Source organism: Pseudomonas sp. NKUCC02_KPG, assembly GCF_019345465.1.
Taxonomy (GTDB): domain Bacteria; phylum Pseudomonadota; class Gammaproteobacteria; order Pseudomonadales; family Pseudomonadaceae; genus Aquipseudomonas.
In genome coordinates, this window is sequence record NZ_JAHKRC010000021.1 from 1 (window position 1) to 20772 (window position 20772).

Here is a 20772-nt window from a genome sequence, read left to right on the forward strand (position 1 = left end):
TCACCCGGTCGTCAGCCAGTTCTCGATGCGTTACAGCACCCGAACCAGTACCACCACACGCCGGGGCTATGATCTAAAACGCCCAAGCCTGTTGCTGCAAAGCCACTTCACAGCCGAGTTCAACCCGGCGCTCGAAGACTACCGTTACCCGGCGTTGATCGAAAATGAAAAGCTCGGCAGACAAATCGCCCGCCAAGCCCTGGAGCGACACCGCACCGACTACCAGTTAGCCGAGGGCAAAAGCGACCAGCCGACTCTGCGCAGCGGTCACTTCTTTGACCTGACCGAACACCCCCGTAAAGCCTGCAACGACTTGTGGCTGTTGCTCAGCGTGACGCACACAGGCAAGCAACCTCAGGCGCTGGAGGAAGCGATCACCAGCGACGTTAACCCCGAAGACGGCTTCACCCAGGGTTACCGCAACACCTTCAGTGCGATCCCCTGGGACGTGTTCTACCGGCCTCCCTTGGTCACGCGCAAATCCGTATTGGTCAGCCAGACGGCCCGCGTTACGGGGCCTGTAGGGGAAGAGATTTTTTGCGATGAATACGGCCGGGTCAAAGTCGAGTTCCATTGGGACCGCGCCGAGCTGGGCAGCGACAAGAGCAGTTGCTGGCTGCGGGTGTCATCCAGCTGGGCGGGAGAAAGTTTCGGTGCGGTGACTATCCCGCGCATCGGCATGGAAGTCGTCGTGACGTATCTGGAGGGTAATCCCGACCATCCACTGATTACCGGTTGCGTCCCCAACAAGGTCACGCCGGTGCCCTACCCCTTGCCCGCGCACAAGACCAAAACGGTACTGCGTAGCCACAGCTCACCCGCCAATGGCGGCTACAACGAACTGTCGATTGAAGACCGGGCCGGGCAGGAGTTGATCCACCTGCGGGCGCAGCGCGACATCGAACAGGTGATCCTCAACGACAGCGACACCCACATCGGTAACGACCGCCGCGAGCACATCACGCGGGACAGCCACAGCCTGATCAGCAACGACCGCGTTGAGCAGGTGGACAACAACAGCTCCAGCCTGATCAAGGGTGACGAACTGCACACCACCCAAGGCCTGCGTAACACGGTGATCGGTGGCAACGAACTGATCAGCATCACCGGCAACAGCAGCACGACGGCCGACGGCACGCTGGTGATTCAGGCCGGGGCACACGCCCATGTCACTGCCGCCAATGTGGTGATCAATGCCGGCATGAGCCTGACGCTCCAGGCTGGTGGTCAACACATCCTCATCACTGCAGGCGGCATTTTCAGCAGCGTGGACATTGTTCAGGGGGGCGCGCCCGTGGCGGGTGTTCCTTCGCTGCAAGCCGCCCAGGCGCGCTCGGCACAGCCCATGTTCGCTCCGACACTCACCGCCCTAATGGCGGGTACGAAAGTTAAAAACATGGACGCCTGCCCGATTTGCGTGGCGTGCAAAGACGGGCTTTGCCTACCGAATGGAGTGAACTCATGAAGATTGCCTCTGTGCGGCAATGGATGGCAGAACAGCTAACGCTCGGCCACTCGCTGTGCTTGATTCTGGACTCTGAAGGCGAGCGTGCTGCCCGGCAGGCCCTGCTGAAAAACCACGGCCTGGAGCAATACTGCAGGGTGTACAGCGAGACTCCGCTCGCAGACCTCGCTGATGCGGGGCCCTTCATCTTCCTCATCAACAGTCCCGATAACGAACACATCATAGCGCTGCTTGAGGTGCCTGAACGTAATTGGGGCTGGCTTGCCAGTATTGGCAAAGATGACCTGCCTGCGCTGACCCGGCACTGGCGCGAACGCGTGATTACCGGCACTCGCCCCCATCAGGCGCTGTACCGTTTTCACGATAATCGTGCCCTCACCCGTGCCTTGGAGCATATCCCTGAAGAGGCCCGCCCTGAGTACCTGGGGCCCGCGATCAGTGTGTGTTTTTGGCAGGGTTCACAGTGGGCAGTCGTTAACAATCCTGCTCCCGGAATGCATCCGGTACCTGCTGACCCGGCGTGGCTGAACGTGCCAGTGCCCGCGAGCCAGACGATGGCGATGCTTCATTCCAATATCTACCGGTATCTGTTGGCAGAACACAGCGACGAGCTGATGCGACTCAGCCAGCGCCAGGACCCAAGTACCTGGCTCGCAGAACAACTCTCCCAGGCTAGGCAATGGGGCTGGTCCACCCCTGAGCAACTGCACTTTTTGATCATCAATACACTCAAGCCACCCTTGTTGAGAAGCTGGCTGCCACATGCCGACGAAGACCCGCAGGTTCACTTCGAGCGCCTTTTGAATGAAGTGAAGTTCTGGTCAGGAGAGCAATCAGCATGATGAACGAACGACATATGTCTCCCAGGTTCCTGCGGGTCTTGTTTGTGAATGCAATGGCCTTTGTAGTTTCGGGCTGTTCAATGGCACAACCAGAACATTTTACCTTTCAAGCCGAGATGCCTGAAAACTTCACCATTAGTCCAGTGGCGTATTACGCATCGACCTCCGGCGATTCATGTTCCAGTAAAAACCGTATTCAAAGCGGGCAATCCATAGAAACGCGCCCGGTTGAGTTCAAGCTGCCGCTGACGGATACAAGCAGGGGTTGTTCAATGGTTTTGACAAATGTGGTGCTGCATATCGAAGGTCAGTGGGGTAAACGTGAGCTGGACATGAGTCTGCAAAGGGCCGGTTTGTCCATTCTTGATGAACCAACAGAAACGCTTCGCCCTTTTCCCGCATCCGGACCGCTGGTCTTTCAGGGCCAGTGCCAGTGGTTTTTCCGCACGATGGGTCCGTACCGTTACATCGTGAAAATCCTGCAGTGCCGGGCACTCGACACGAATGGCGTCGTGCAAAAAAGCCTGGCAGGCGGAGCGCTGCAGCGCGATCAGTTAGCGGGCAAGACCGTGAAATTGGTACTCACAGAAGCGAAAGTAGAATTGCCTTACTTTAGGCGTTCGTGGTTAGAAACTTCTAAAGGCTGGAAACACTGTATAGACACAAAAGAAAGTTTCCGCTGTCAATCCCCACCTATATTCACCAGCTTCAAAATGCCTGATGGGCGTGACTGCACCGTCTACCCCAACTGCACCGAATAAGGATGTCAAACAATGAGCTCTTATAAATCAATGGAAGATGTGGATAAGCCGTCTTTTAGAGGTGAAATGTTTGCCTGCCCATTAAAAGGTCACTGGTTTAGTTTTAAACTAGTGGATGAATTCGGTGATAGCAAACCCTATGCAGGTCTTGCATACTCTCTTCAGGACAGTGCGGAGCAGAAGTATACGGGATTCCTGAACTCCGAAGGCTTCGCTAAAATTGAAAACTGCTATCGAGGGCCTTGCATATTAAAGGTCGATAGTGAGTACCAAGGAGGTATTGATATTTGGTATGAGAAAATCGCGGATAGACAATCATATCCCATCCCAATTACCGAACTTCAAGTCCGCGCCGAACAAACCCGTTTTTTTCACAAAGACGGCTTTCCTGTCGACCACAATCCCGCGCAAAAAGCGGGCGATCAATTCATCCAGGTTGAGGTGCGGGACCTGGTCAAGCACAGCGCGCATTTACCTCCCCCGGTTGACCGCAAATACCCGCCGGATGACATCCTGGTCAGGGCGCTTGATGAGCTTCGGTATGGTCCGCAGCCATTATCCAGTTCGGGAGTTGGGCTGCTGCCGAACCGGCACACACTGCTACAGGTGCGCCCACTGCGTGCCCTTAGACCCATGCTTTCTACCGATGGAGACTTCTGCGCACTGAACCTGTATCAGCTTGCGATCATGGCGAATTTAAGTTATTCCGACTTCGGCCAGCACCCTGCACTGAAGCCGGTAGACGCTGTGAATTTTTCACTGGATCCCAGTGTCGGTCACTTTTTTGGCGATGCTCTTTCAAACTACCGGGAAAGTTGGAGGGTAGACCGTTCACAATCGTCAGTTCACCGCTATTTCCCACTGTATGAAGATGTGCCGTACTCGAAGCGATTTGAAATTTTGCCGTTCGACCCAACGTTGTATGAGCAAAACAAACCCAGTAAAACTCAGGAACATCCTGCTAATTTGCATTTTTTTGATGACACCACCAAGCATGTATTTAGCGCAAAGAGCACGCAGGCGTTTATCACCCATCATGATGAAGTGATACTGATCGCTATCCGTGGAACGCTGGAATTATCGGATTGGTGGCGTGACGCGGATGCTGAGCAAGTACCCTTCATCGAGGGTAAAGGAAAAGTCCATAATGGCTTTTACGATGCCTATAAAGCTTTAAAAGAGTTTATTCAAGACTATTTATCCCGATTTTATGTCGGCCAAAAAATCATAATCAGTGGCCATAGTTTGGGCGGAGCGATTGCCTTGCTATTGGCAGAAGCCTTGCGATGTTCTGAAACTCAGAAATACAACATTCTCCTTTACACCTATGGATCGCCCCGCGTGGGTGATGCCACTTTCGTTGAAGCGGCCAAGCCACTGAAACATCACCGCATGGTCAACAACAACGACATGATTCCCGGTGTCCCCGCCCCCTGGATGAACGCACGGCGGTCCATCTGGATTCCTGGGCTTGTGTCACTGTTTGTGACCAACCCGGTTTTAGGCCTTTTGATCTTTGTGTCAGGTCTTGTTCGTGTGGGGGGTGCGCCTTATGAGCACCATGGCGAGTTACACCACTTCATGCCGGTGGATTTTAACCCCAAGGAGAAGTCGTCGATTCTCTGGAATCCGGGTTGTGCCTCCATAGAAGAGGCGGCCTGCACCCGGGCGCTCGCCAAAGACGGTGATCTGCCATTTCGTGGTGGTTTCATCGATCAGGCCATGAATTTAGCGGATCACAGCATACCGGGCTCTTATATCCCGTACTCCTGGGCGACCTTGCGACGCTGGCAGCAAACTCAGGAAGCAAACGGGACGGTAGTCACCGACCGTGAATACAATCTGGTGGAGGCGGCATTAAGTACGATGCGCAGTAAGGTACAAGATAAGCGCAAGCAAGTAGTGGACACGCTGGGCTATCACAAACACGATCCCGAGTACCTGCAAACGGTGAGTGAATTGTCCGGTGAGTCAGGCAAGCTTGCTGATTCGCTGCAACGGCTCAAGGCACTCCGATTTCGTCGGCTCAAGCCGGCAGATGTCTACGGCAGTGCCGCGCAATCTCCCGACCTGCAAGCCGCTCTGCTTCGCTGGAAGGACCAGCGGGAGAACAACCTGCAGGTGCAGATTGCAATGATTCCGCAGCAGGATGACGGCTATTTGATGTTCGCCTCCCGCAGCGGTGCACCCAAACCATTTGATATCGACTCTATGCTTTAGCGGGCGTGTCTGCTGGCTTGTGCGTGGATTACGCGCAAGTCAGTCACGTCTAGACAGGGCCCGTCGTTGAATCATCACCTTGAACACTTACCTCGTGACCGTCCCCACCAATGTGTTTTTTGTCCGCTTACGATGAGAGGCTTGCGGTGAGCCCCGTCTCGTGGCTGACCGATTAATTCACCAGATTCCCCCATGAAGCACTCAAGCTCAGTGCCCGAATACCTCTATCCCTGTAGTCCACAAATAAAAACCCTGCAATCACCTAATAGACGGACTACACGAGACACGGAATCCAGCGACAGACGCTCTTGCTAACAACTCTTCTTACTAATTACCCGCCACGTGAGGCGGGCCAATAAAAACAAGAAGAGGTGTCAGTCATGAGCGAATCTGTCGCAGTCAGTGCGGTACGCGTTGCGGTGGTGCAATTCGATCCGCAAGTAGGCATTCACAACATCCAGAGCAATCTGCAAAACAGTCTGGACCTGGCCCGGGAGGCGGCCATGAACGGAGCGGATCTGATTGTGCTCCCGGAGCTGGCCAACACCGGCTATCTGTTTGCCAATCGCCAGGATGCCTTCGATCATGCCGAAACCGTTCCAGACGGTCCCAGTGTCAAGGCGTGGATCAATTTTGCGCAAAAACACCAGGTCTATCTGGTGGCCGGTCTTGCCGAGCAGGACGCCATGCAGCTGTTCGATACGGCGGTGCTGCTCGGCCCGGACGGCTTTGTCGGCAAGTACCGCAAAGCGCATTTGTGGAACAAGGAAAAGCTCTGGTTCACCCCCGGCAACCTTGGCTTTCCGGTGTTTGAAACCTCCATCGGGCGCATCGGCCTGCTGATTTGCTGGGATATCTGGTTTCCCGAAGTGCCCCGCCTGCTGAGCCAGCAAGGCGCCGATATTATCTGCAGCCTGAACAACTGGGTCTGGACCCCACCGCCGCTGTTCGACGAGGCGGGCAAATGCATGGCCTCGTACCTGACGATGACCGCTGCCCACGTCAATAACGTGTTTATTGCCGCGGCCGACCGCATTGGCAAGGAACAGGATGCGCGCTACCTGGGCTGTTCGCTGATTGCCGGAACCAATGGCTGGCCCATCGGCAAAATTGCATCGGCCGACGAGCAGACCATTCTCTACGCTGACATCGACCTCTCGACCGCCCGCAGCGCACCGATCTGGAACAACCTGAACGATCTGCTGCGCGACCGTCGTACCGATGTGTATGACGAGCTGCTCGGCTATTGCCATCACCCGCGTTTGCCGCGTTGAGCGGGTGAACATCATGCAGATCTTTTCCGACAGAGAAACCCCCGGGCCCGCTGCCCGTTTTCTGATCCTGCTGGTCGGCACCTTGCTGATGGTTGGCGCAGTGACGGCCTGGGTGGCCGTGACGTACTCAAGCGCTGGCACGGTGTATTGGCCCGCCTACAGCGACATGATGGCGAGTATGCCCTCCCCCCTGGCCTGGCTGCGCTGGGTGTTGGGCGATATCAGCGAAGTCGCGTTTTACAAGCATGAGCTGGCCTCGCTGGGCTTGTTGCTGGGTGGCGCCCTGGGGTACTGGGCCAGTCGCTACGCCCAAACCTGGCAAGGGTTCAGCATCAGCTATGGCACCGGCTTGTGGCCATGGCTGGTGACGAGTTCATTGCTGGGGTTGTTGCTCAGCAATGCGCTGTGGGGCTGGACCATGACGGCTGACACCTGGCAGCCCACCTTCGCCGCATTTGTGTCTTTGCCGGCAGCGATGGTGCTGCTGTTTGGCGGCGGCTGGAAAGTCACCCTCAACGGAGCAATCCTCGGCGCCCTGCTCGTCACGCCATCGTGTCTGTTGATCGTCAACTACGTGTGCGTGCCCTTGGGCTTGCCCGTGGTCATCGGAAATGTGCTGGGCATGGCACTGGGGAGCGTGATTGCTTTTGGCCTGTGCCGGGCGCTGCCAGCGCTGGTGACACCCCGCCACGAGCAAAAACCGCCAACTGCGCCTGCACCGCCTGCCAATACGCCGGACTACGGCGTGATCTGGATAGCACGCCGTGTGCTGGCAGACTTTTCAGAGGCGCCGTTTTATGGCAACGAGTGGGCCAGCCTGGGCATGTTGGCGGGGGTTTTACTGGCCTTCACCTTGAACCCGCTCAGTCCCGCCTATGGTTCCGGCGTGCTGCTGCAGATGGTTGCAGCGCAGGCGCTGACCTCGTTGGTGGGCGTCATTGTGTGGCGTGGAGAATGGCGAAAACGTGGCTGGTATCCCACGTACGTGCCGCTGGTATCAGTCGTGCCTGCGGCGGTGCTCACCTACGGCGCCAGCCCGGTGGTGATGATTGCCAGCGCAGTGCTCGGCGCCTTGATCGCTCCGCCCCTGGCGTGCGCCATCGCCCGGTGGGTGCCCGGTTACATGCACCCCTATATCGGCAATGTCTTGTCGATGGCAATCAGCACCTTGCTGATCGTGCCGGTGATTGGCGTACTGGTGTAGTCCACCGCGACAGGTTTCACCCCCGATAGCCGGGAGTTTCCATTGGGTTGGAATGGCTTTCGGGGGTACTCATCGCCCGATTCGAAACTAGCCTTAGATATTTTTCAGAAAATAAAAATAAGAACACCCCACCCCCTGTAAAATTGCCACCTATCCAAAAGCACGGACACTGACACCCCCCACCACAGAGAGCAGCCCATGGTTCTACCACCCCCCCTATTCAGACACGCAACCCCGCAGGACGCGGAGCGCTGCTATCAGATCGAAATTTCAGCCTATGAAGGCGATGAAGCCGCCACTCTGGAAAAGATTCGTACACGGATCGCCCAGTATCCCCAGGGATTTCTGATCCTTGAGCAGGCCAGCCAGGTGGTGGGTTTCATCAATAGCGGCTGCGCCCACGACGTGGTCATGTCGGATGAGGCCTTCAAGGAGCTGATCGGGCACGACCCAGCGGCGCCCAATGTGGTGATCATGTCCGTGGTGGTGTCCCCTGAACACCAGGGCAAGGGCTTTTCAACGCTGCTGATGCACGAGTTTGTCGAGCAGATGCGCAGCCTCGGGAAAAAAACCATCCACCTGATGTGCAAAGAACAGCACGTCGGGCTCTATACCCGGCTGGGCTATCAGTACGTTCAGCCATCCCCCTCCGAACATGGCGGCATGGCCTGGCATGAGATGGTCATGGCTGTCTGAGTATCTGTGCGAGCGCCCAAGGCGCTCGTGATACCCGCAAAAAACACTTCACTGCACACGCTTCAGAAAAGGCGTTGTGTTGCCGTGAAAACAAATGTTATGTTGCTAACACGAAGCAAACAAATGACATACCAATAACAACCACAGTGTCGGCGCGCTCTTATGTCCTTGGAAAAAAACAGCTTTCTTCAGTTGCTGGAACAAGAGTTCTCCAACCTGACACCCACCGGCAAGCGTATTGCCAGTTACTTGTTGGGCAATCCGCAACAGTTGCCCTTCGAGTCCGCTGACAGCATTGCGCAGCAAACCTCTACCACGGGTATTTCCGTGGGCCGTTTCCTGCGTTCCCTGGGTTATCAGAACCTGGATGAGGTCAAGCAGAGCCTGCGCGGTGAAGCCCCTACCTCGTGGTTGATCACCGACCGTATCGGCGCCTTCCGCGCCGAAAACAGCTGCGATGATGCGCTGGACCGTTCCCTGCATCGTGAAATCGAGGCCATCCAGCAGGTCTATGAACTGGCCCGCAGCGAAACCTTTGCCCGGATCGTGCAACGCATTCACGAAGCCGATGCGGTGTTTATCCTCGGCATCCAGTCCACCCGCGGCATCCTGACTGCTTTTCACAGTCACCTTGAGTACATCCGCCCCAAGGTCTACTACGTTGACGGCCTGTCGGGCATCTACGCCGAAACCCTGAACTCCGGTTTCGCCAATCCGTACGCGATCATTGCCGACTTCCGGGCGTACTCCAGCGTGACCCAGACCTTCTGCGACGCGGCCAGCGACAACGATTTGCCCCTGGCCCTGATCACCGACCTGCAATGCCCCTGGGCCCGGGATTACCCGCTGGACCTGCTGCAGATCAAGACCGACGTCGGGCAGTTCTGGGATTCCCCGGCTCCCCTGGCATGCCTGCTGAATCTGATGGTGTCGGCCGTGGCAGAAAAATACGGCGAGCATCTGGATGAACGCCTGGCAAAAAATCGTCAGTTGCAAAAAGCCTTCGGCCAGTTCGAAGGCTGAGCCGATCGCCTCAAACAAATCACAAATGGAGTGTTTGTGTGAACCAATGCGTTGCCACCCCAAGCCCGCTCGTTGAAATCAATGTCGAGCAGTATCAGGTGCAGATCGAAATGATCTACGCCACTGCCGACAACCTGGCCGGCAAAATCATCTACCCGACGGCCCGTTGCCAGTTGCACCGCGATGCAGCCGTCTGTTTGCGCAAGGCCAGCCAGCTGGCGAACCTGGCGGGCTACAGCCTGCTCATCTATGACGCCTATCGCCCGCCCTATGCCCAGTTTTTGCTATGGGAGGCATTGCCCAACGGCGACTACGTGCGCGATCCGCATCTGGGCTCTCACCACAGTCGCGGTGTTGCCGTGGACCTGACCCTTGTGGACGACAACGGCCAGCCGCTGGACATGGGCACCGCGTTCGACGCGATGGAAGACAAGTCCCACCAGTTCTACCCCGACCTGCCGGTCAACGTGCAGCGCAATCGCCTGCTGTTACTGGGCATCATGCTGGGCGCGGGCTTCCAGGCGATCCCCACGGAGTGGTGGCATTTCGAGCTGCCCAACGCAGACGATTACCCCTTGCTCCACGAGTAATCCGGCCACGAAACCATAGAGTTTCGATGCCTGTGACACCGCTTTACGACAACAACAAAAACGTTTCAAACATGCTTCATCTGCTACTGCCCGGTTATAGATTCCAAAAATAAACCTACTTCCAGACATCGAATGTTGAAGGAAACCGGCATGACCCTCATCAAGACCGTGAACCGCACCACCGCTTCCCGTACCCTGAAACTGTTGCCTGGCATGCTCTGCGCAGCCTTGAGCCTTGGCGCCTGGCAAGCGGCGACAGCAGCCACCGCACAGGACACCCTGGTCATCGGCAAACCCGCCGACCCGCAGACCCTCGACCCGGCCGTGACGTTTGACAACAACGACTGGACCATCACCTACCCGTCTTACCAGCGGCTGGTGGGCTACAAGACCGACGGCGACAAGAGCAGCACCGAAGTCCAGGGAGACCTGGCCGAGAGCTGGACTGTTTCCCCGGACAATCTGGTCTGGGAATTCAAACTCAAGCCCGGCAACAAGTTCGATGACGGCACGGGCGTAGACGCTGCGGCCGTCAAGTTTTCCTTCGACCGTCTGATGACCCTCAAGCAAGGGCCGTCCGGTGCTTTCCCGGAAGACATGGTGGTGGAGGTGATCGACCCGCAGACCGTGCGTTTCACCCTCAAGACACCGTTCGCGCCCTTCCTGTTCACACTGGCCCACAACGGTGCCTCGATCGTCAATCCGCTGGTGGCCAACAAAGGCGCAGAGGCCAATGCCTGGCTGTCCAGCCACACCGCAGGTTCTGGCCCTTACCGCCTGAGCAACTGGCAGAAAGGCCAGTCGCTGACCATGGAACCGAACCCCCATTACGCCGGTGCCAAACCTGCGCTCAAGACCGTCGTGCTCAAGATCATCGCCGAGCCTTCGGTACGCCGCCTGCAACTGGAGCGCGGTGATCTGGACATCATCGAAGACATGCCTGAAGACCAGCTGGGTTCTCTGGCCAGCAAACCGGGCGTCGTGGTCAAGGAGTTCCCTTCGCTGCGGGTCACCTACCTGTACCTGAACAACAAGCAAGGCCCCCTGACCAACGTCGATGCGCGCCGTGCAATCACCGAAGCCGTGGACTACAACGGCATCGTCAAAGGCATCCTGAAGGGCAAGGCCGAACTGCTGAACGGACCGATCCCGGACGGTATGTGGGCCTACGACAGCTCGCTGCCCAACATGAAGCAGGACATGCCTGCGGCCATGGACAGCCTGGCCAAGGTGCCAAAGAAAATCACCAACCTGAGCTACATGTACTCCGACAAGGACGCCAACTGGGAGCCGATCGGCCTGACCCTACAAGCCGCCCTCGCCCCACTGGGCATCAACCTCAAGCTGGAGAAAACCGCCAACGCCACCCTGCGTGAGCGCGTTGGCCAGGCCGACTACGACATCGCCGTCGGCACCTGGAGCCCGGACTTCGCCGACCCGTACATGTTCATGAACTTCTGGTTCGACTCCAAGATGCAGGGCCTGCAGGGCAACCGTTCGTTCTACAGCAACCCGCAGGTCGATACCCTGATCCGCGAAGCCGCCACCACCAGCGACACCGCCAAACGCACCGAGCTGTACCAGCAGGCGCAGAAAGTGGTGCTCAACGACAGCGCCTACGTTTACCTCTATCAGAAGAGCTACACCCTGCCGATGCGTGATTCGGTCAAGGGCTACGTGTTCAACCCGATGCTCGAGCAGGTGTTCAACCTGGGCAGCATGAGCAAGTAAACCTGCTGCTGCGTGCGCGCCAGCAATGGCGCGCATGGCGTTGGATTTCTGTCGTTAGAGTGACTGAGGTGCCCTATGGCCTTCCTGACGTTGTTGCGCAAGCGCCTGCTTGGCCTGTTACTGGTCGTGTTCGGTGTCTCGCTGATTACCTTTACCATCTCCCACCTGATTCCCGGCGACCCCGCACGGTTGATCGCCGGTGACCGTGCCAGCGATGCGCTGGTCGCCGGTATCCGCCATCAACTGGGGCTGGACTTGCCCCTGTACCAACAATACGGCCGCTACGTGCTGGACCTGGTCCAGGGTGATCTCGGCACATCGATCCGTACCAACCGCCCGGTACTGGAGGATCTACAGGCGTTCTTCCCGGCGACCCTGGAACTGGCCCTGGTGGCGTTGTTCTTCGCCATCCTGGTCGGCGTGCCGCTGGGCGTGCTGTCGGCGGTCTACCACAACCGCGCCATCGATCAGATCGCACGCACCCTGGCCGTCACCGGCATTTCTACCCCGGCGTTCTGGCTCGGCCTGGGCGCCATCGTGCTGTTTTATGGCCACCTTGGCTGGCTGCCCGGCGGTGGTCGCCTGTCCGAAGGGCTCACGCCACCGACGACCATCACCGGTTTCTACCTGATCGACTCCCTGCTGGCCGGTAACTTCACCCTGTTTTTCGATGCACTCAAGCACTTGATCCTGCCCGCGGCCACCCTCGGTTTCGTGACCCTAGGCGTCATCTCGCGGCAGATCCGCTCCGCCATGCTCGATCAATTGGGCGAGGACTATATCCGTACCGCCCGGGCCTATGGCCTGTCGCGCTGGACCGTGATCCTGCGACACGCCCTGCCCAATGCACTGATTCCGTCGGTAACCGTTCTGGGCCTGACCCTGGGCGATCTGCTCTACGGCGCAGTCCTGACCGAAACCGTATTTGCCTGGCCGGGCATGGGTGCCTATGTCGTCAAGTCGATCCAGTCCCTGGATTTCCCGGCGGTGATGGGCTTCGCCATCCTGGTGTCGTTTATCTATGTACTGCTGAACATGGCCATCGATCTGCTGTACCGCGTGATCGATCCACGCATTGGCGAGGTGAATTGAGATGTCGGTCCCCCTTAGCGCAACACACGGCCCGCAATGGCGTGAAAAACTGACCTACCTGGCCTATCAGGTCCGCCGCAGCCCGCTGACCATGGCGGGCCTGCTGATCACCCTGATGGTCGTGGCGTCCATGATCTTCGCCCCCTGGCTGGCCAGCCACGACCCCAACGCCCTGAACCTGGCCGAGCGTCTGGCACCACCGTCCGCCGAGCACTGGTTCGGCACCGATGAAGTGGGCCGGGACCTGTTCAGCCGAGTGCTCTACGGCAGCCAGCAGTCAGTGGGCGTTGGCCTGTTCGTGGCCTTTTCATCGTGTTTCATCGGCGGCCTGCTGGGTTGTTTTTCCGGAGTGATCGGCGGGCGCTTTGACGCCCTGACCATGCGCTTGATGGACATCATGCTCTCGGTGCCGTCACTGGTGCTGATCATGGCCCTGGCCGCCGCACTGGGGGCAAGCCTGTTCAATGCCATGCTGGCAATCACCCTGGTGCGGATTCCCTCCTATGTCCGCCTGGCACGCGGCCAGGCGCTGGGCATCCGCCAGATGGGCTACGTGAAGGCCGCCGAGACGTTCGGCGCCAGGCGCTGGCACATGGTGCACTGGCACGTCGCCCGCAACGCCATGCCGCCCTTGCTGGTGCAACTGAGCCTGGACATCGGCAGCGCCATCCTGATGGCTTCAGCCCTGGGTTTCATTGGCCTGGGCGCACAGCAGCCTACGGCGGAATGGGGCGCGATGGTCGCCACGGGACGCAACTACATCCTGGATAACTGGTGGTACTCCACCTTTCCGGGGCTGGCGATATTGATCACCGCCACCGGTTTCAACTTGCTGGGCGATGGCGTGCGCGATCTGCTCGACCCACGCCAACAGGGGAAATGACCATGACTACGTGCAATCCTGTGCTGGCCATCGACAACTTGAGCCTTGAGTTCCCTGCCTACAAGAGCAGCGTCAAGGCGCTGAACGGTGTGTCCCTGCACGTCAATCCCGGCGAAATAGTCGGCGTGGTCGGCGAGTCCGGATCGGGCAAGTCCGTGACCGCGATGCTGAGCATGCGGCTACTTCCCGAACGTAGCTATCGCATCACCTCCGGCAGCCTGAGCATGCTCAACCGCGACATGCTCAGCGCACCTGAAAAAGACTTGCTGAAAATTCGTGGTCGCGATGCGGCCATGATCTTTCAGGAGCCGATGACCGCCCTGAATCCGACCCGTCGTATTGGCCGGCAAATGCTCGACGTCATCATTCACCACCAGAAGATCAGCGTCAGTGCTGCCCATGCCAAGGCGGTTGCCCTGCTGCGCGACATGCACATCGCCAGCCCCGAGCAGGTGCTGGAAAGCTACCCGTTCGAACTGTCCGGTGGCATGCGCCAGCGGGTGATGATTGCGCTGGCGTTCTCTTGCGAGCCGCAACTGCTGATCGCCGACGAGCCCACCACCGCCCTCGACGTGACGGTGCAACGCCAGGTGCTGTTGTTGCTGCGCGAAAAGGCCCGGCAAAAAGGCACGGCCATCCTGTTGATCACCCACGACATGGCGCTGGTGTCGCAGTTCTGCGACCGGGTCTACGTGATGTACACCGGGGCAGTGGTAGAACAGGGCCTGACCGCCGAGGTCATGAGCAATCCCCGTCACCCTTACACCCGGGGTTTGCTCAGTGGTCTGCCCGAGATGGTCGAGCCTGGACAGCCACTGATGACCATTCCCGGACAAGTCCCCAACCTTTCACAACTGCCCACCGGTTGCACCTTCGCCGAGCGCTGCACGCAGGCCATGCCGGTGTGCGCAAAACGCCCGGTGCTGACCGCCATCAACCGGGATGAGCAACGCAAGAGCGCGTGCTGGCTGGCGCAAGAGGAGCTTTCGTGATGAACAGTGCGCTGATTTACCCTGCAATCGACACGGGACCCGAGATTCTCAAGCTGACCGACGTTCGCGTGCGCTTCCCCGTCAGCAATGACTGGCTGGGCCGTCCCCGGGGCTACGCCCACGCGCTCAATGGCATCGACCTTCAAGTCCGGGCCGGGGAAACCCTGGGCATCGTTGGCGAGTCGGGGTGCGGAAAAAGCACCCTGGCCCAATTGCTCATGGGCCTGCTCAAGCCCAGCAGCGGTGAACTGAACTGGGCCAACGGGCAAAATGGCGAGGGCAGCAGTAACGTCCAGATCGTGTTCCAGGACCCGCAATCGTCCCTGAACCCTCGCCTGCCTATCTGGCGCATCATCACCGAACCGCTGTATGCCCGAGGCATGCGCTCACGCGAGCAGATGCGCAGCATTGCCGCCAAAGTGGCTGCCCAGGTGGGCATCCGCCCGGAATACCTGGACCGTTTTGCGCACCAGTTTTCCGGTGGCCAGCGCCAGCGCATTGCGATCGCCAGGGCCTTGTCATCAGACCCGGACATCATCGTCCTCGACGAACCGACCTCTGCCCTGGACATCTCGGTGCAGGCCCAGATCCTCAACTTGCTGGCCGAACTGCAGCAGGCGCGCAACCTGACCTACATCCTGATTTCCCACAACGTTTCGGTCGTACGCCATATGGCTGATCGGGTGGCGGTCATGTACCTGGGACAGATCGTCGAACTGGGCAGTGCCGCCCAGGTTCTGGAGCAGCCGCGTCACCCTTACACACGCCTGCTGTTCGAAGCCGTGCCGCGACTGGGTGTACCGTTGCTTGCCGAGCAAGTGGCGGCACCTACCGAGTTGCCGGGCAACAGGAACCTGCCCGAGGGTTGTTTTTTCCTTGAGCGCTGCGGTTTGAACAGAGAGGGCTGCAAGCAGCCTCAAGTGATGCGCGGAAGTCAACACCAGCAAGTCAGGTGCCACGTACAGGACTGACTGCACTCCTTGTAGCCGCTGCCGAAGGAACGAAGCTGCGTTCGAGATGGTGCGCCACTGCGACGCAGCGGTCGCAATACCGGTACATGCGGTGTGCCAGATTGACCGTGAAAGCCGACTTTACGACTGCTTCGCAGCCGGACGCAGCCTCGCACGGCTCGTCAGCGACTACAGGTTTCGGCACCCATCCCGGGTGTACCGCGTGTAGTCGCTGACGAGTAGAACGAGGCTGCGATCGAGCGCAAAGCGGTCGCAAAACCGGTACACGCGGTTTGCCTGATTAACCGTGGAAGCCGACCTTACGACTGCTGCGCAGCCGGACGCAGCCTCGCACGGCTCGTCAGCGACTACAGGCTTCGGCCCCCATCCCGGGTGTACCGCGTGTAGCCGCTGACGAGTAGAACGAGGCTGCGATCGAGCGCGCAGCGGTCGCAAAACCGGTACACGCGGTGTGCCTGATTGACCCTCCGCCCCCAATTATCAAGCCTTCACCAGCACTCGACTCACTTCAAACTGCCCCACCAGTTTTTGCAGTTTATTGGCATTGAGCCGCACGGTTTCAGCACTGTTTTGCAGCATCACAACAGTCTGGCGCATTTGCGTGGAACTATGGTCGACCTGCTTGATCGTCCTGCCATAGTCGAGACTGCGCATGTTGAGTTGCTGGATGATCGCAAACATGCTTTCAACCGCCTGGTGCAGGTGTACGTTTTCCGAGGACGCATCTTCGGCCAGGCGCAAGCTGTTATCGACGTCCTTGACGCCCTCCTCCATGAAGCTGACCGCTCTTTGCGTTTCGCTCTGCAAACCTTCGACCATGTGCCTGATGTCTTCAGCCGCGCGCGATGTGCGTGAGGCCAGGCTTCGCACTTCATCGGCAACCACCGCAAATCCCCGCCCATGCTCCCCCGCACGCGCAGCTTCAATGGCAGCATTGAGCGCCAGCAGATTGGTCTGGTGTGTGATGGCGCTGATCAGACCGGTGATGTTGCCAATCTGAGTCATCTTGCTGTCGAGCAACTGCACGCTCGAAGATGAACGCTCAACCACATCCCTGATGGACTGCGTGCCTTCCTGTACGGCAAGAAACTGTTCGCGGGCACGGGCGACAACTTCATCCATTGCCTGCTTCATGTGCTCGGCACTGGCCGAGGCCTGCTGGATCTCGCCCAATTGGTCTTCGACGATAATCATCATGCGATGAACCGCTTCGCCGACCTCGGCAGACGTTACACTGGCTTGCTGGCTACGCCCCAGCATCATCCGGTTGGTGCTGCCGACCGTGCTGCTGGCTTTCACCACCTGGCCGACCACCGAGTCCAGATGGTCGATGAAGCTGTTGATCCAGCGCCCCATATCCCCGGTTTCGTCATTGGCCATTTTCGTGGTGTCCAGTCGCTGGCGCAGGTTGCCCTCACCCTCGGCGATGGTCATGATCACGCCCGTCATCACGTTCAGCCTGGCAGCCAGTCTTTTTGGCCCCCACCGGCTGAACAGCACTGCCGCACACACCATGCTCAGAATTTCGGCGGCATCAATCATGTCCTGGCCCAGGCCACTGTAATGCCGGACCACGTAGTTGCAGGCAAACAGGCCTGCCATGGTCGCAAGGTAAGGCTTCATCAGACCATAACTTAGGGAGCGCCGACGATAGACTTCCTCCAGGTCGGCCTCGCACATCATTCCCCAGCGATCCGGTGAACCCGGTAACTGAAACGTGACGCCCTTGCCCACCACCGGAATGTGCCGGTAGTCCGAATAACCGGGATAGGTCACGAACAGGTTGGAACCCGTACGGATGGTCTCGCGAACGCCCGCGTGCAGTTGCTGTGTGGCAGGGTCGGTGAAGCGCAGTTCCAGCTCGGTATGGCGCTGTATCTGGACGGTTCTCCAGGGCGTTTGCACCCCGCTTTTGAGGTTTTCTCCATGGGTGAATGTACCGTCCTCGAAGCGCGATCGGGACAAGGCGGTCCCTGGCGCAATGGCCGGATCAAAACGGGACTGGGCCATGAACAGGTAGTTGTCACCGGACTCGGCAAAGATGTGCCCGGCCTCGCGCTGGATCAGATCACCCAGCACATCGTTGGGTACGCGACCGCACAGGCACCCCAGCACGGTGGCGCCGACCTTGATCGGCTGATAGAACATCAATGTCACTTCATCGTGAAAGCGTGAAGAAGACGGGCCGATCTGCAAGGTCAGCGGGTCGCAGTAAGGCCCCTGCAGAAACGGCGCCTTCAAGCCTTCTGCCAATGCCCGTGCATGTTCCAGACTGGTGCTCGCGCGCCGACTCCAGGTCGAGGCCAGGACATTGGCGCGGGTATCAAGCACAAATAATTCTGAAAAGTCTTCTGCCTGAGCGAGCTTGTCCGTCAGCGAAGTGCTATCGAGTTGGGCGAAGTCACCGGCCAGGCTTTCTGCCAGTTCAGCCAGGTGCTCCCATTGCTCGCGAGTCCAGTTTTGCAGCAACTGCACACGGGTCTCAGCGATGGCTTCGAATGTCTGTTCAATCACAGGGTAAGCCGCGCGATTAAGCCAGCACGACCAGCCCATCATGATTTTTCCGGTTTTGCCGAACCAGGGTAGCCAGTGTTTCTCTCGAGAGGACAGCGTCATGGAACTGCTGGATAGCGGCATTCAATACACTCTCAATGACATAAATGATGTCAAATTGATAGCAACTACCAGGCCAACTCGAAACCGCCCTCACGGCCAAGCCTTGCAAGGGTGGAACGCGACAGCTGATGCCTCACGCCGGTGCACCCGGGGCAATACGCTCCATTATGGCGCCCCCTGCACGAGGAGCAGATATCACTCCGCCTCCAGCGCCCCCAGCCAACGGGCTTCTGAGCGCAGCAAATGCTGGCGGATGGCTGTCTGCGCAGCGATCACGTCCTTGCTCTCCAGGGCGTGCAGGATCAATTCGTGCTCGATCACGGCGGCATCCCAGGTCCCGGGGTTTTCGGAGTGTTCGCTAAGGTGCGATGAAATCGGGCTGTGGCGCTCGTCGAACAACGACGTAATGATCCGCACCAGCGCGGAATTTCCGGTCATTTTCGCCAGGCGATGGTGAAACTTGCGGTCGTCATACAGGGGTGGCCGATTGGCCTTGATGCTCGCACGCATGGCGTCGATGCAGTCCTTGAGGTAGCGGTAATCGCTTTTCTTCCCGTGCATGCAGGCCAGCACCACGGCCTCGCCTTCGATCAGTACCCGCGCCTGCATCAGTTCGGTGGGGCTCTCACCCAGGGTCACCGTGCGTGCGCCGCCCTCGGGCACGCGCGCGGCAACATAGACCCCGGAGCCCATCTTGATTTCGATACTGCCTTCTATTTCCAGGGCAATCAGCGCCTCCCTCAACGAAGGCCGTGACACCCCCAGCAACTGCGTCAAGTCGCGTTCAGGAGGCAAACGCGAGCCGACCTTGAAGTCGCCCTGAACGATGTATTCACGAAGCCGGTCGGCGATTTTCTGGTAGAGCTTGCGCTCTGGAGCAGGATAGGAGGAGACCATCGAGTCTGAGTCCGAGAAATGATGCCAAAGGCTACCACAGAGGCCGAGGTGGACTGGAGAAACCTCGGTGGCCGCCCTGGACACTTCATCTGGCAGATCAGCCCTGATGCTGGTCTTGCCACTCCGGGCCATTGGGGTACTCAAAGTGCTCCAGGGACGATTGTTTCATCGTCACGCTGTATCCCGGCTGTTGGGGCGGCATGTAGCGTCCGCGGCGTATCACGATCGGTTCGAGGAAGTTTTCGTGCAGGTGATCCACGTATTCCAGCACGCGTTTCTCCAGCGAAGCCGAGACCGCGATGTAATCGAACAGCACAATGTTTTGCGAGTACTGGCACAAGCCGACACCCCCGCCATGGGGACACACGGGCACACCGAACTTGGCGGCCATCAACACCACTGCCAGCACTTCGTTCAGGCCACCCAGGCGCGCCGGGTCGAGCTGACAGAAGTCCAGGGCACCGGCCTGGAAGAACTGCTTGAACATGACCCGGTTGTGCGCATGCTCACCGGTGGCCACGCCGATCGGGTGGATGCGCTGGCGAATCGCCGCGTGACCGAGCACGTCGTCCGGGCTGGTGGGTTCTTCAATCCACCAGGGATCGAACTCGGCCAGACGCCGCATGTTGCTGACCGCCTCGTCCACGTCCCAGGTCTGGTTGGCGTCCATCATCAGTTTGCGATCCCAACCCAGTTCCTCACGCAGGATCTGGGCGCGGTGCATGTCTTGCTCGATATCGGCACCCACCTTCTGCTTGAGATGGGTCCAGCCTGCGTCCACCGCCTCACGGGCCAGGCGGCGCATTTTTTCTTCGGAATAACCCAGCCAGCCGGCAGCGGTGGTATAGCCGGGGTAGCCTTCGCGCAGCATCTGCTGTTCGCGCTCGGCCTTGCCCGGTGCCGCACGACGCAACATCGCTATGGCTTCCTGTGGCGTCAGGCCATCGGTGATAAACGTGAAGTCGACGCAGCGCACCAGCTCCTCGGGGCTCATGTCGGCAAGCAGTTTCCAGACCGGCTTGCCCTCTTTCTTGGCCCACAGGTCCCACAGCGCGTTGATGATGGCCGCGGTGGCCAGGTGCACCACCCCTTTTTCCGGGCCGACCCAGCGCAGCTGGCAGTCACCGGCAACGATTTCATGCCAGTAGGCCCCGAAGTTGCCGATGATGCTTTCCAGGGTACGACCGGTGACAAACAGCTTGGCCAGTTCCTTGACCGCGGCAACGCACAAATCGTTACCGCGCCCGATGGTGAATGTCAGACCGTGCCCTTCCAGCCCGTCGCCCGAATCGGTGTGCAAGGTGACATAGGTGGCTGAGTAGTCCGACGTCGAATTCATCGCATCCGAGCCATCCATGCTTCTGGAAGTAGGAAAGCGAATATCGCGGACAGCGACCTGGGTAATAAGGGTAGACATGGGGTTATCCTGAAGTTGAAGCTTGCCCCGCCGTCTGCGGTGGATGCAGGCTTATTCATGTTATTTTCGTGCCGCACCCGCAGTCTGTCCTGCACGAC

General features: G+C 58.7%; 17 protein-coding genes. 14 read left to right on the top strand and 3 right to left on the bottom strand.

The features are described from left to right. The 14 genes from tssI to KO536_RS22530 form a co-directional block, all read left to right on the top strand. The coding region (gene tssI / locus KO536_RS22465; protein ID WP_219263005.1) for a type VI secretion system tip protein TssI/VgrG at nucleotides 1–1465 on the top strand (1465 nt) is incomplete at its 5' end. Beyond that, on the top strand, nucleotides 1462–2307 hold the full coding sequence (locus KO536_RS22470; protein ID WP_219263006.1) for a DUF4123 domain-containing protein: 846 nt from the start codon (nucleotides 1462–1464) through the stop codon (nucleotides 2305–2307). The genes tssI and KO536_RS22470, both read left to right, overlap by 4 nt. Further along, nucleotides 2304–3068, top strand: coding sequence for a hypothetical protein (locus KO536_RS22475; RefSeq protein ID WP_257623051.1), 765 nt, complete (start codon nucleotides 2304–2306; stop codon nucleotides 3066–3068). Before KO536_RS22470 ends, KO536_RS22475 begins: the two co-directional genes overlap by 4 nt. A gap of 12 nt (nucleotides 3069–3080) precedes the next feature. Further along, complete coding sequence (locus tag KO536_RS22480; RefSeq protein WP_257623052.1) at nucleotides 3081–5288, top strand: lipase family protein; 2208 nt, start codon at nucleotides 3081–3083, stop codon at nucleotides 5286–5288. 380 nt (nucleotides 5289–5668) lie between these two features. Further along, nucleotides 5669–6562, top strand: a complete 894-nt coding sequence (locus KO536_RS22485) for a nitrilase family protein (protein ID WP_219263007.1) — start codon at nucleotides 5669–5671, stop codon at nucleotides 6560–6562. A gap of 13 nt (nucleotides 6563–6575) precedes the next feature. Then, nucleotides 6576–7766: a hypothetical protein gene (locus tag KO536_RS22490; protein WP_219263009.1), complete on the top strand. Its 1191-nt coding sequence runs from the start codon at nucleotides 6576–6578 to the stop codon at nucleotides 7764–7766. A 198-nt stretch (nucleotides 7767–7964) separates the two neighbouring features. Then, nucleotides 7965–8462, top strand: coding sequence for a GNAT family N-acetyltransferase (locus KO536_RS22495; RefSeq protein WP_133076824.1), 498 nt, complete (start codon nucleotides 7965–7967; stop codon nucleotides 8460–8462). A 162-nt stretch (nucleotides 8463–8624) separates the two neighbouring features. Then, nucleotides 8625–9485 carry a MurR/RpiR family transcriptional regulator gene (locus tag KO536_RS22500; protein ID WP_219263011.1) on the top strand — a complete coding sequence of 287 codons (861 nt, stop codon included), beginning with the start codon at nucleotides 8625–8627 and terminating at the stop codon, nucleotides 9483–9485. A 38-nt stretch (nucleotides 9486–9523) separates the two neighbouring features. Next, nucleotides 9524–10075: a D-alanyl-D-alanine dipeptidase gene (gene ddpX, locus KO536_RS22505; protein WP_219263013.1), complete on the top strand. Its 552-nt coding sequence runs from the start codon at nucleotides 9524–9526 to the stop codon at nucleotides 10073–10075. Nucleotides 10076–10225: 150 nt separating this feature from the next. Next, nucleotides 10226–11806, top strand: coding sequence for an ABC transporter substrate-binding protein (locus KO536_RS22510; protein ID WP_219263015.1), 1581 nt, complete (start codon nucleotides 10226–10228; stop codon nucleotides 11804–11806). Nucleotides 11807–11881: 75 nt separating this feature from the next. After that, a complete protein-coding gene (locus KO536_RS22515; RefSeq protein WP_133076828.1) occupies nucleotides 11882–12898 on the top strand; it encodes an ABC transporter permease in 1017 nt (338 codons plus the stop codon). Nucleotide 12899: 1 nt separating this feature from the next. Beyond that, complete coding sequence (gene ddpC / locus KO536_RS22520; protein ID WP_219263017.1) at nucleotides 12900–13781, top strand: D,D-dipeptide ABC transporter permease; 882 nt, start codon at nucleotides 12900–12902, stop codon at nucleotides 13779–13781. 2 nt (nucleotides 13782–13783) lie between these two features. Continuing rightward, a complete protein-coding gene (locus tag KO536_RS22525) occupies nucleotides 13784–14773 on the top strand; it encodes an ABC transporter ATP-binding protein (protein ID WP_219263018.1) in 990 nt (329 codons plus the stop codon). Continuing rightward, nucleotides 14773–15744, top strand: a complete 972-nt coding sequence (locus KO536_RS22530; RefSeq protein WP_219263019.1) for an ABC transporter ATP-binding protein — start codon at nucleotides 14773–14775, stop codon at nucleotides 15742–15744. Before KO536_RS22525 ends, KO536_RS22530 begins: the two co-directional genes overlap by 1 nt. A gap of 480 nt (nucleotides 15745–16224) precedes the next feature. On the opposite strand, the gene KO536_RS22535 is transcribed toward KO536_RS22530, so the two are convergent. The 3 genes from KO536_RS22535 to KO536_RS22545 all read right to left on the bottom strand — a co-directional run bounded on the left by KO536_RS22535 (nucleotide 16225) and on the right by KO536_RS22545 (nucleotide 20674). Further along, nucleotides 16225–18381: a methyl-accepting chemotaxis protein gene (locus tag KO536_RS22535; protein ID WP_133076832.1), complete on the bottom strand. Its 2157-nt coding sequence runs from the start codon at nucleotides 18379–18381 to the stop codon at nucleotides 16225–16227. Between the two features lie 174 nt (nucleotides 18382–18555). Further along, entirely contained in the window at nucleotides 18556–19257 is a 702-nt protein-coding gene (locus tag KO536_RS22540; RefSeq protein ID WP_219263020.1) for a FadR/GntR family transcriptional regulator, read from the bottom strand. A 97-nt stretch (nucleotides 19258–19354) separates the two neighbouring features. Further along, nucleotides 19355–20674 (bottom strand): L-fuconate dehydratase, encoded by a 1320-nt coding sequence (locus KO536_RS22545; RefSeq protein ID WP_219263021.1) that lies wholly within the window; start codon nucleotides 20672–20674, stop codon nucleotides 19355–19357. Between the last annotated feature and the right edge of the window lie 98 nt (nucleotides 20675–20772).

Bases quoted from the DNA above. Each gene is read 5' to 3' on its own strand.
- KO536_RS22470 (WP_219263006.1), top strand. From the start codon at position 1,462: ATGAAGATTGCCTCTGTGCGGCAATGGATGGCAGAACAGCTAACGCTC.
- KO536_RS22475 (WP_257623051.1), top strand. From the start codon at position 2,304: ATGATGAACGAACGACATATGTCTCCCAGGTTCCTGCGGGTCTTGTTT.
- KO536_RS22480 (WP_257623052.1), top strand. From the start codon at position 3,081: ATGAGCTCTTATAAATCAATGGAAGATGTGGATAAGCCGTCTTTTAGA.
- KO536_RS22485 (WP_219263007.1), top strand. From the start codon at position 5,669: ATGAGCGAATCTGTCGCAGTCAGTGCGGTACGCGTTGCGGTGGTGCAA.
- KO536_RS22490 (WP_219263009.1), top strand. From the start codon at position 6,576: ATGCAGATCTTTTCCGACAGAGAAACCCCCGGGCCCGCTGCCCGTTTT.
- KO536_RS22495 (WP_133076824.1), top strand. From the start codon at position 7,965: ATGGTTCTACCACCCCCCCTATTCAGACACGCAACCCCGCAGGACGCG.
- KO536_RS22500 (WP_219263011.1), top strand. From the start codon at position 8,625: ATGTCCTTGGAAAAAAACAGCTTTCTTCAGTTGCTGGAACAAGAGTTC.
- KO536_RS22510 (WP_219263015.1), top strand. From the start codon at position 10,226: ATGACCCTCATCAAGACCGTGAACCGCACCACCGCTTCCCGTACCCTG.
- KO536_RS22515 (WP_133076828.1), top strand. From the start codon at position 11,882: ATGGCCTTCCTGACGTTGTTGCGCAAGCGCCTGCTTGGCCTGTTACTG.
- ddpC (WP_219263017.1), top strand. From the start codon at position 12,900: ATGTCGGTCCCCCTTAGCGCAACACACGGCCCGCAATGGCGTGAAAAA.
- KO536_RS22525 (WP_219263018.1), top strand. From the start codon at position 13,784: ATGACTACGTGCAATCCTGTGCTGGCCATCGACAACTTGAGCCTTGAG.
- KO536_RS22530 (WP_219263019.1), top strand. From the start codon at position 14,773: ATGAACAGTGCGCTGATTTACCCTGCAATCGACACGGGACCCGAGATT.
- KO536_RS22535 (WP_133076832.1), bottom strand. From the start codon at position 18,381: ATGCCGCTATCCAGCAGTTCCATGACGCTGTCCTCTCGAGAGAAACAC.
- KO536_RS22540 (WP_219263020.1), bottom strand. From the start codon at position 19,257: ATGGTCTCCTCCTATCCTGCTCCAGAGCGCAAGCTCTACCAGAAAATC.
- KO536_RS22545 (WP_219263021.1), bottom strand. From the start codon at position 20,674: ATGTCTACCCTTATTACCCAGGTCGCTGTCCGCGATATTCGCTTTCCT.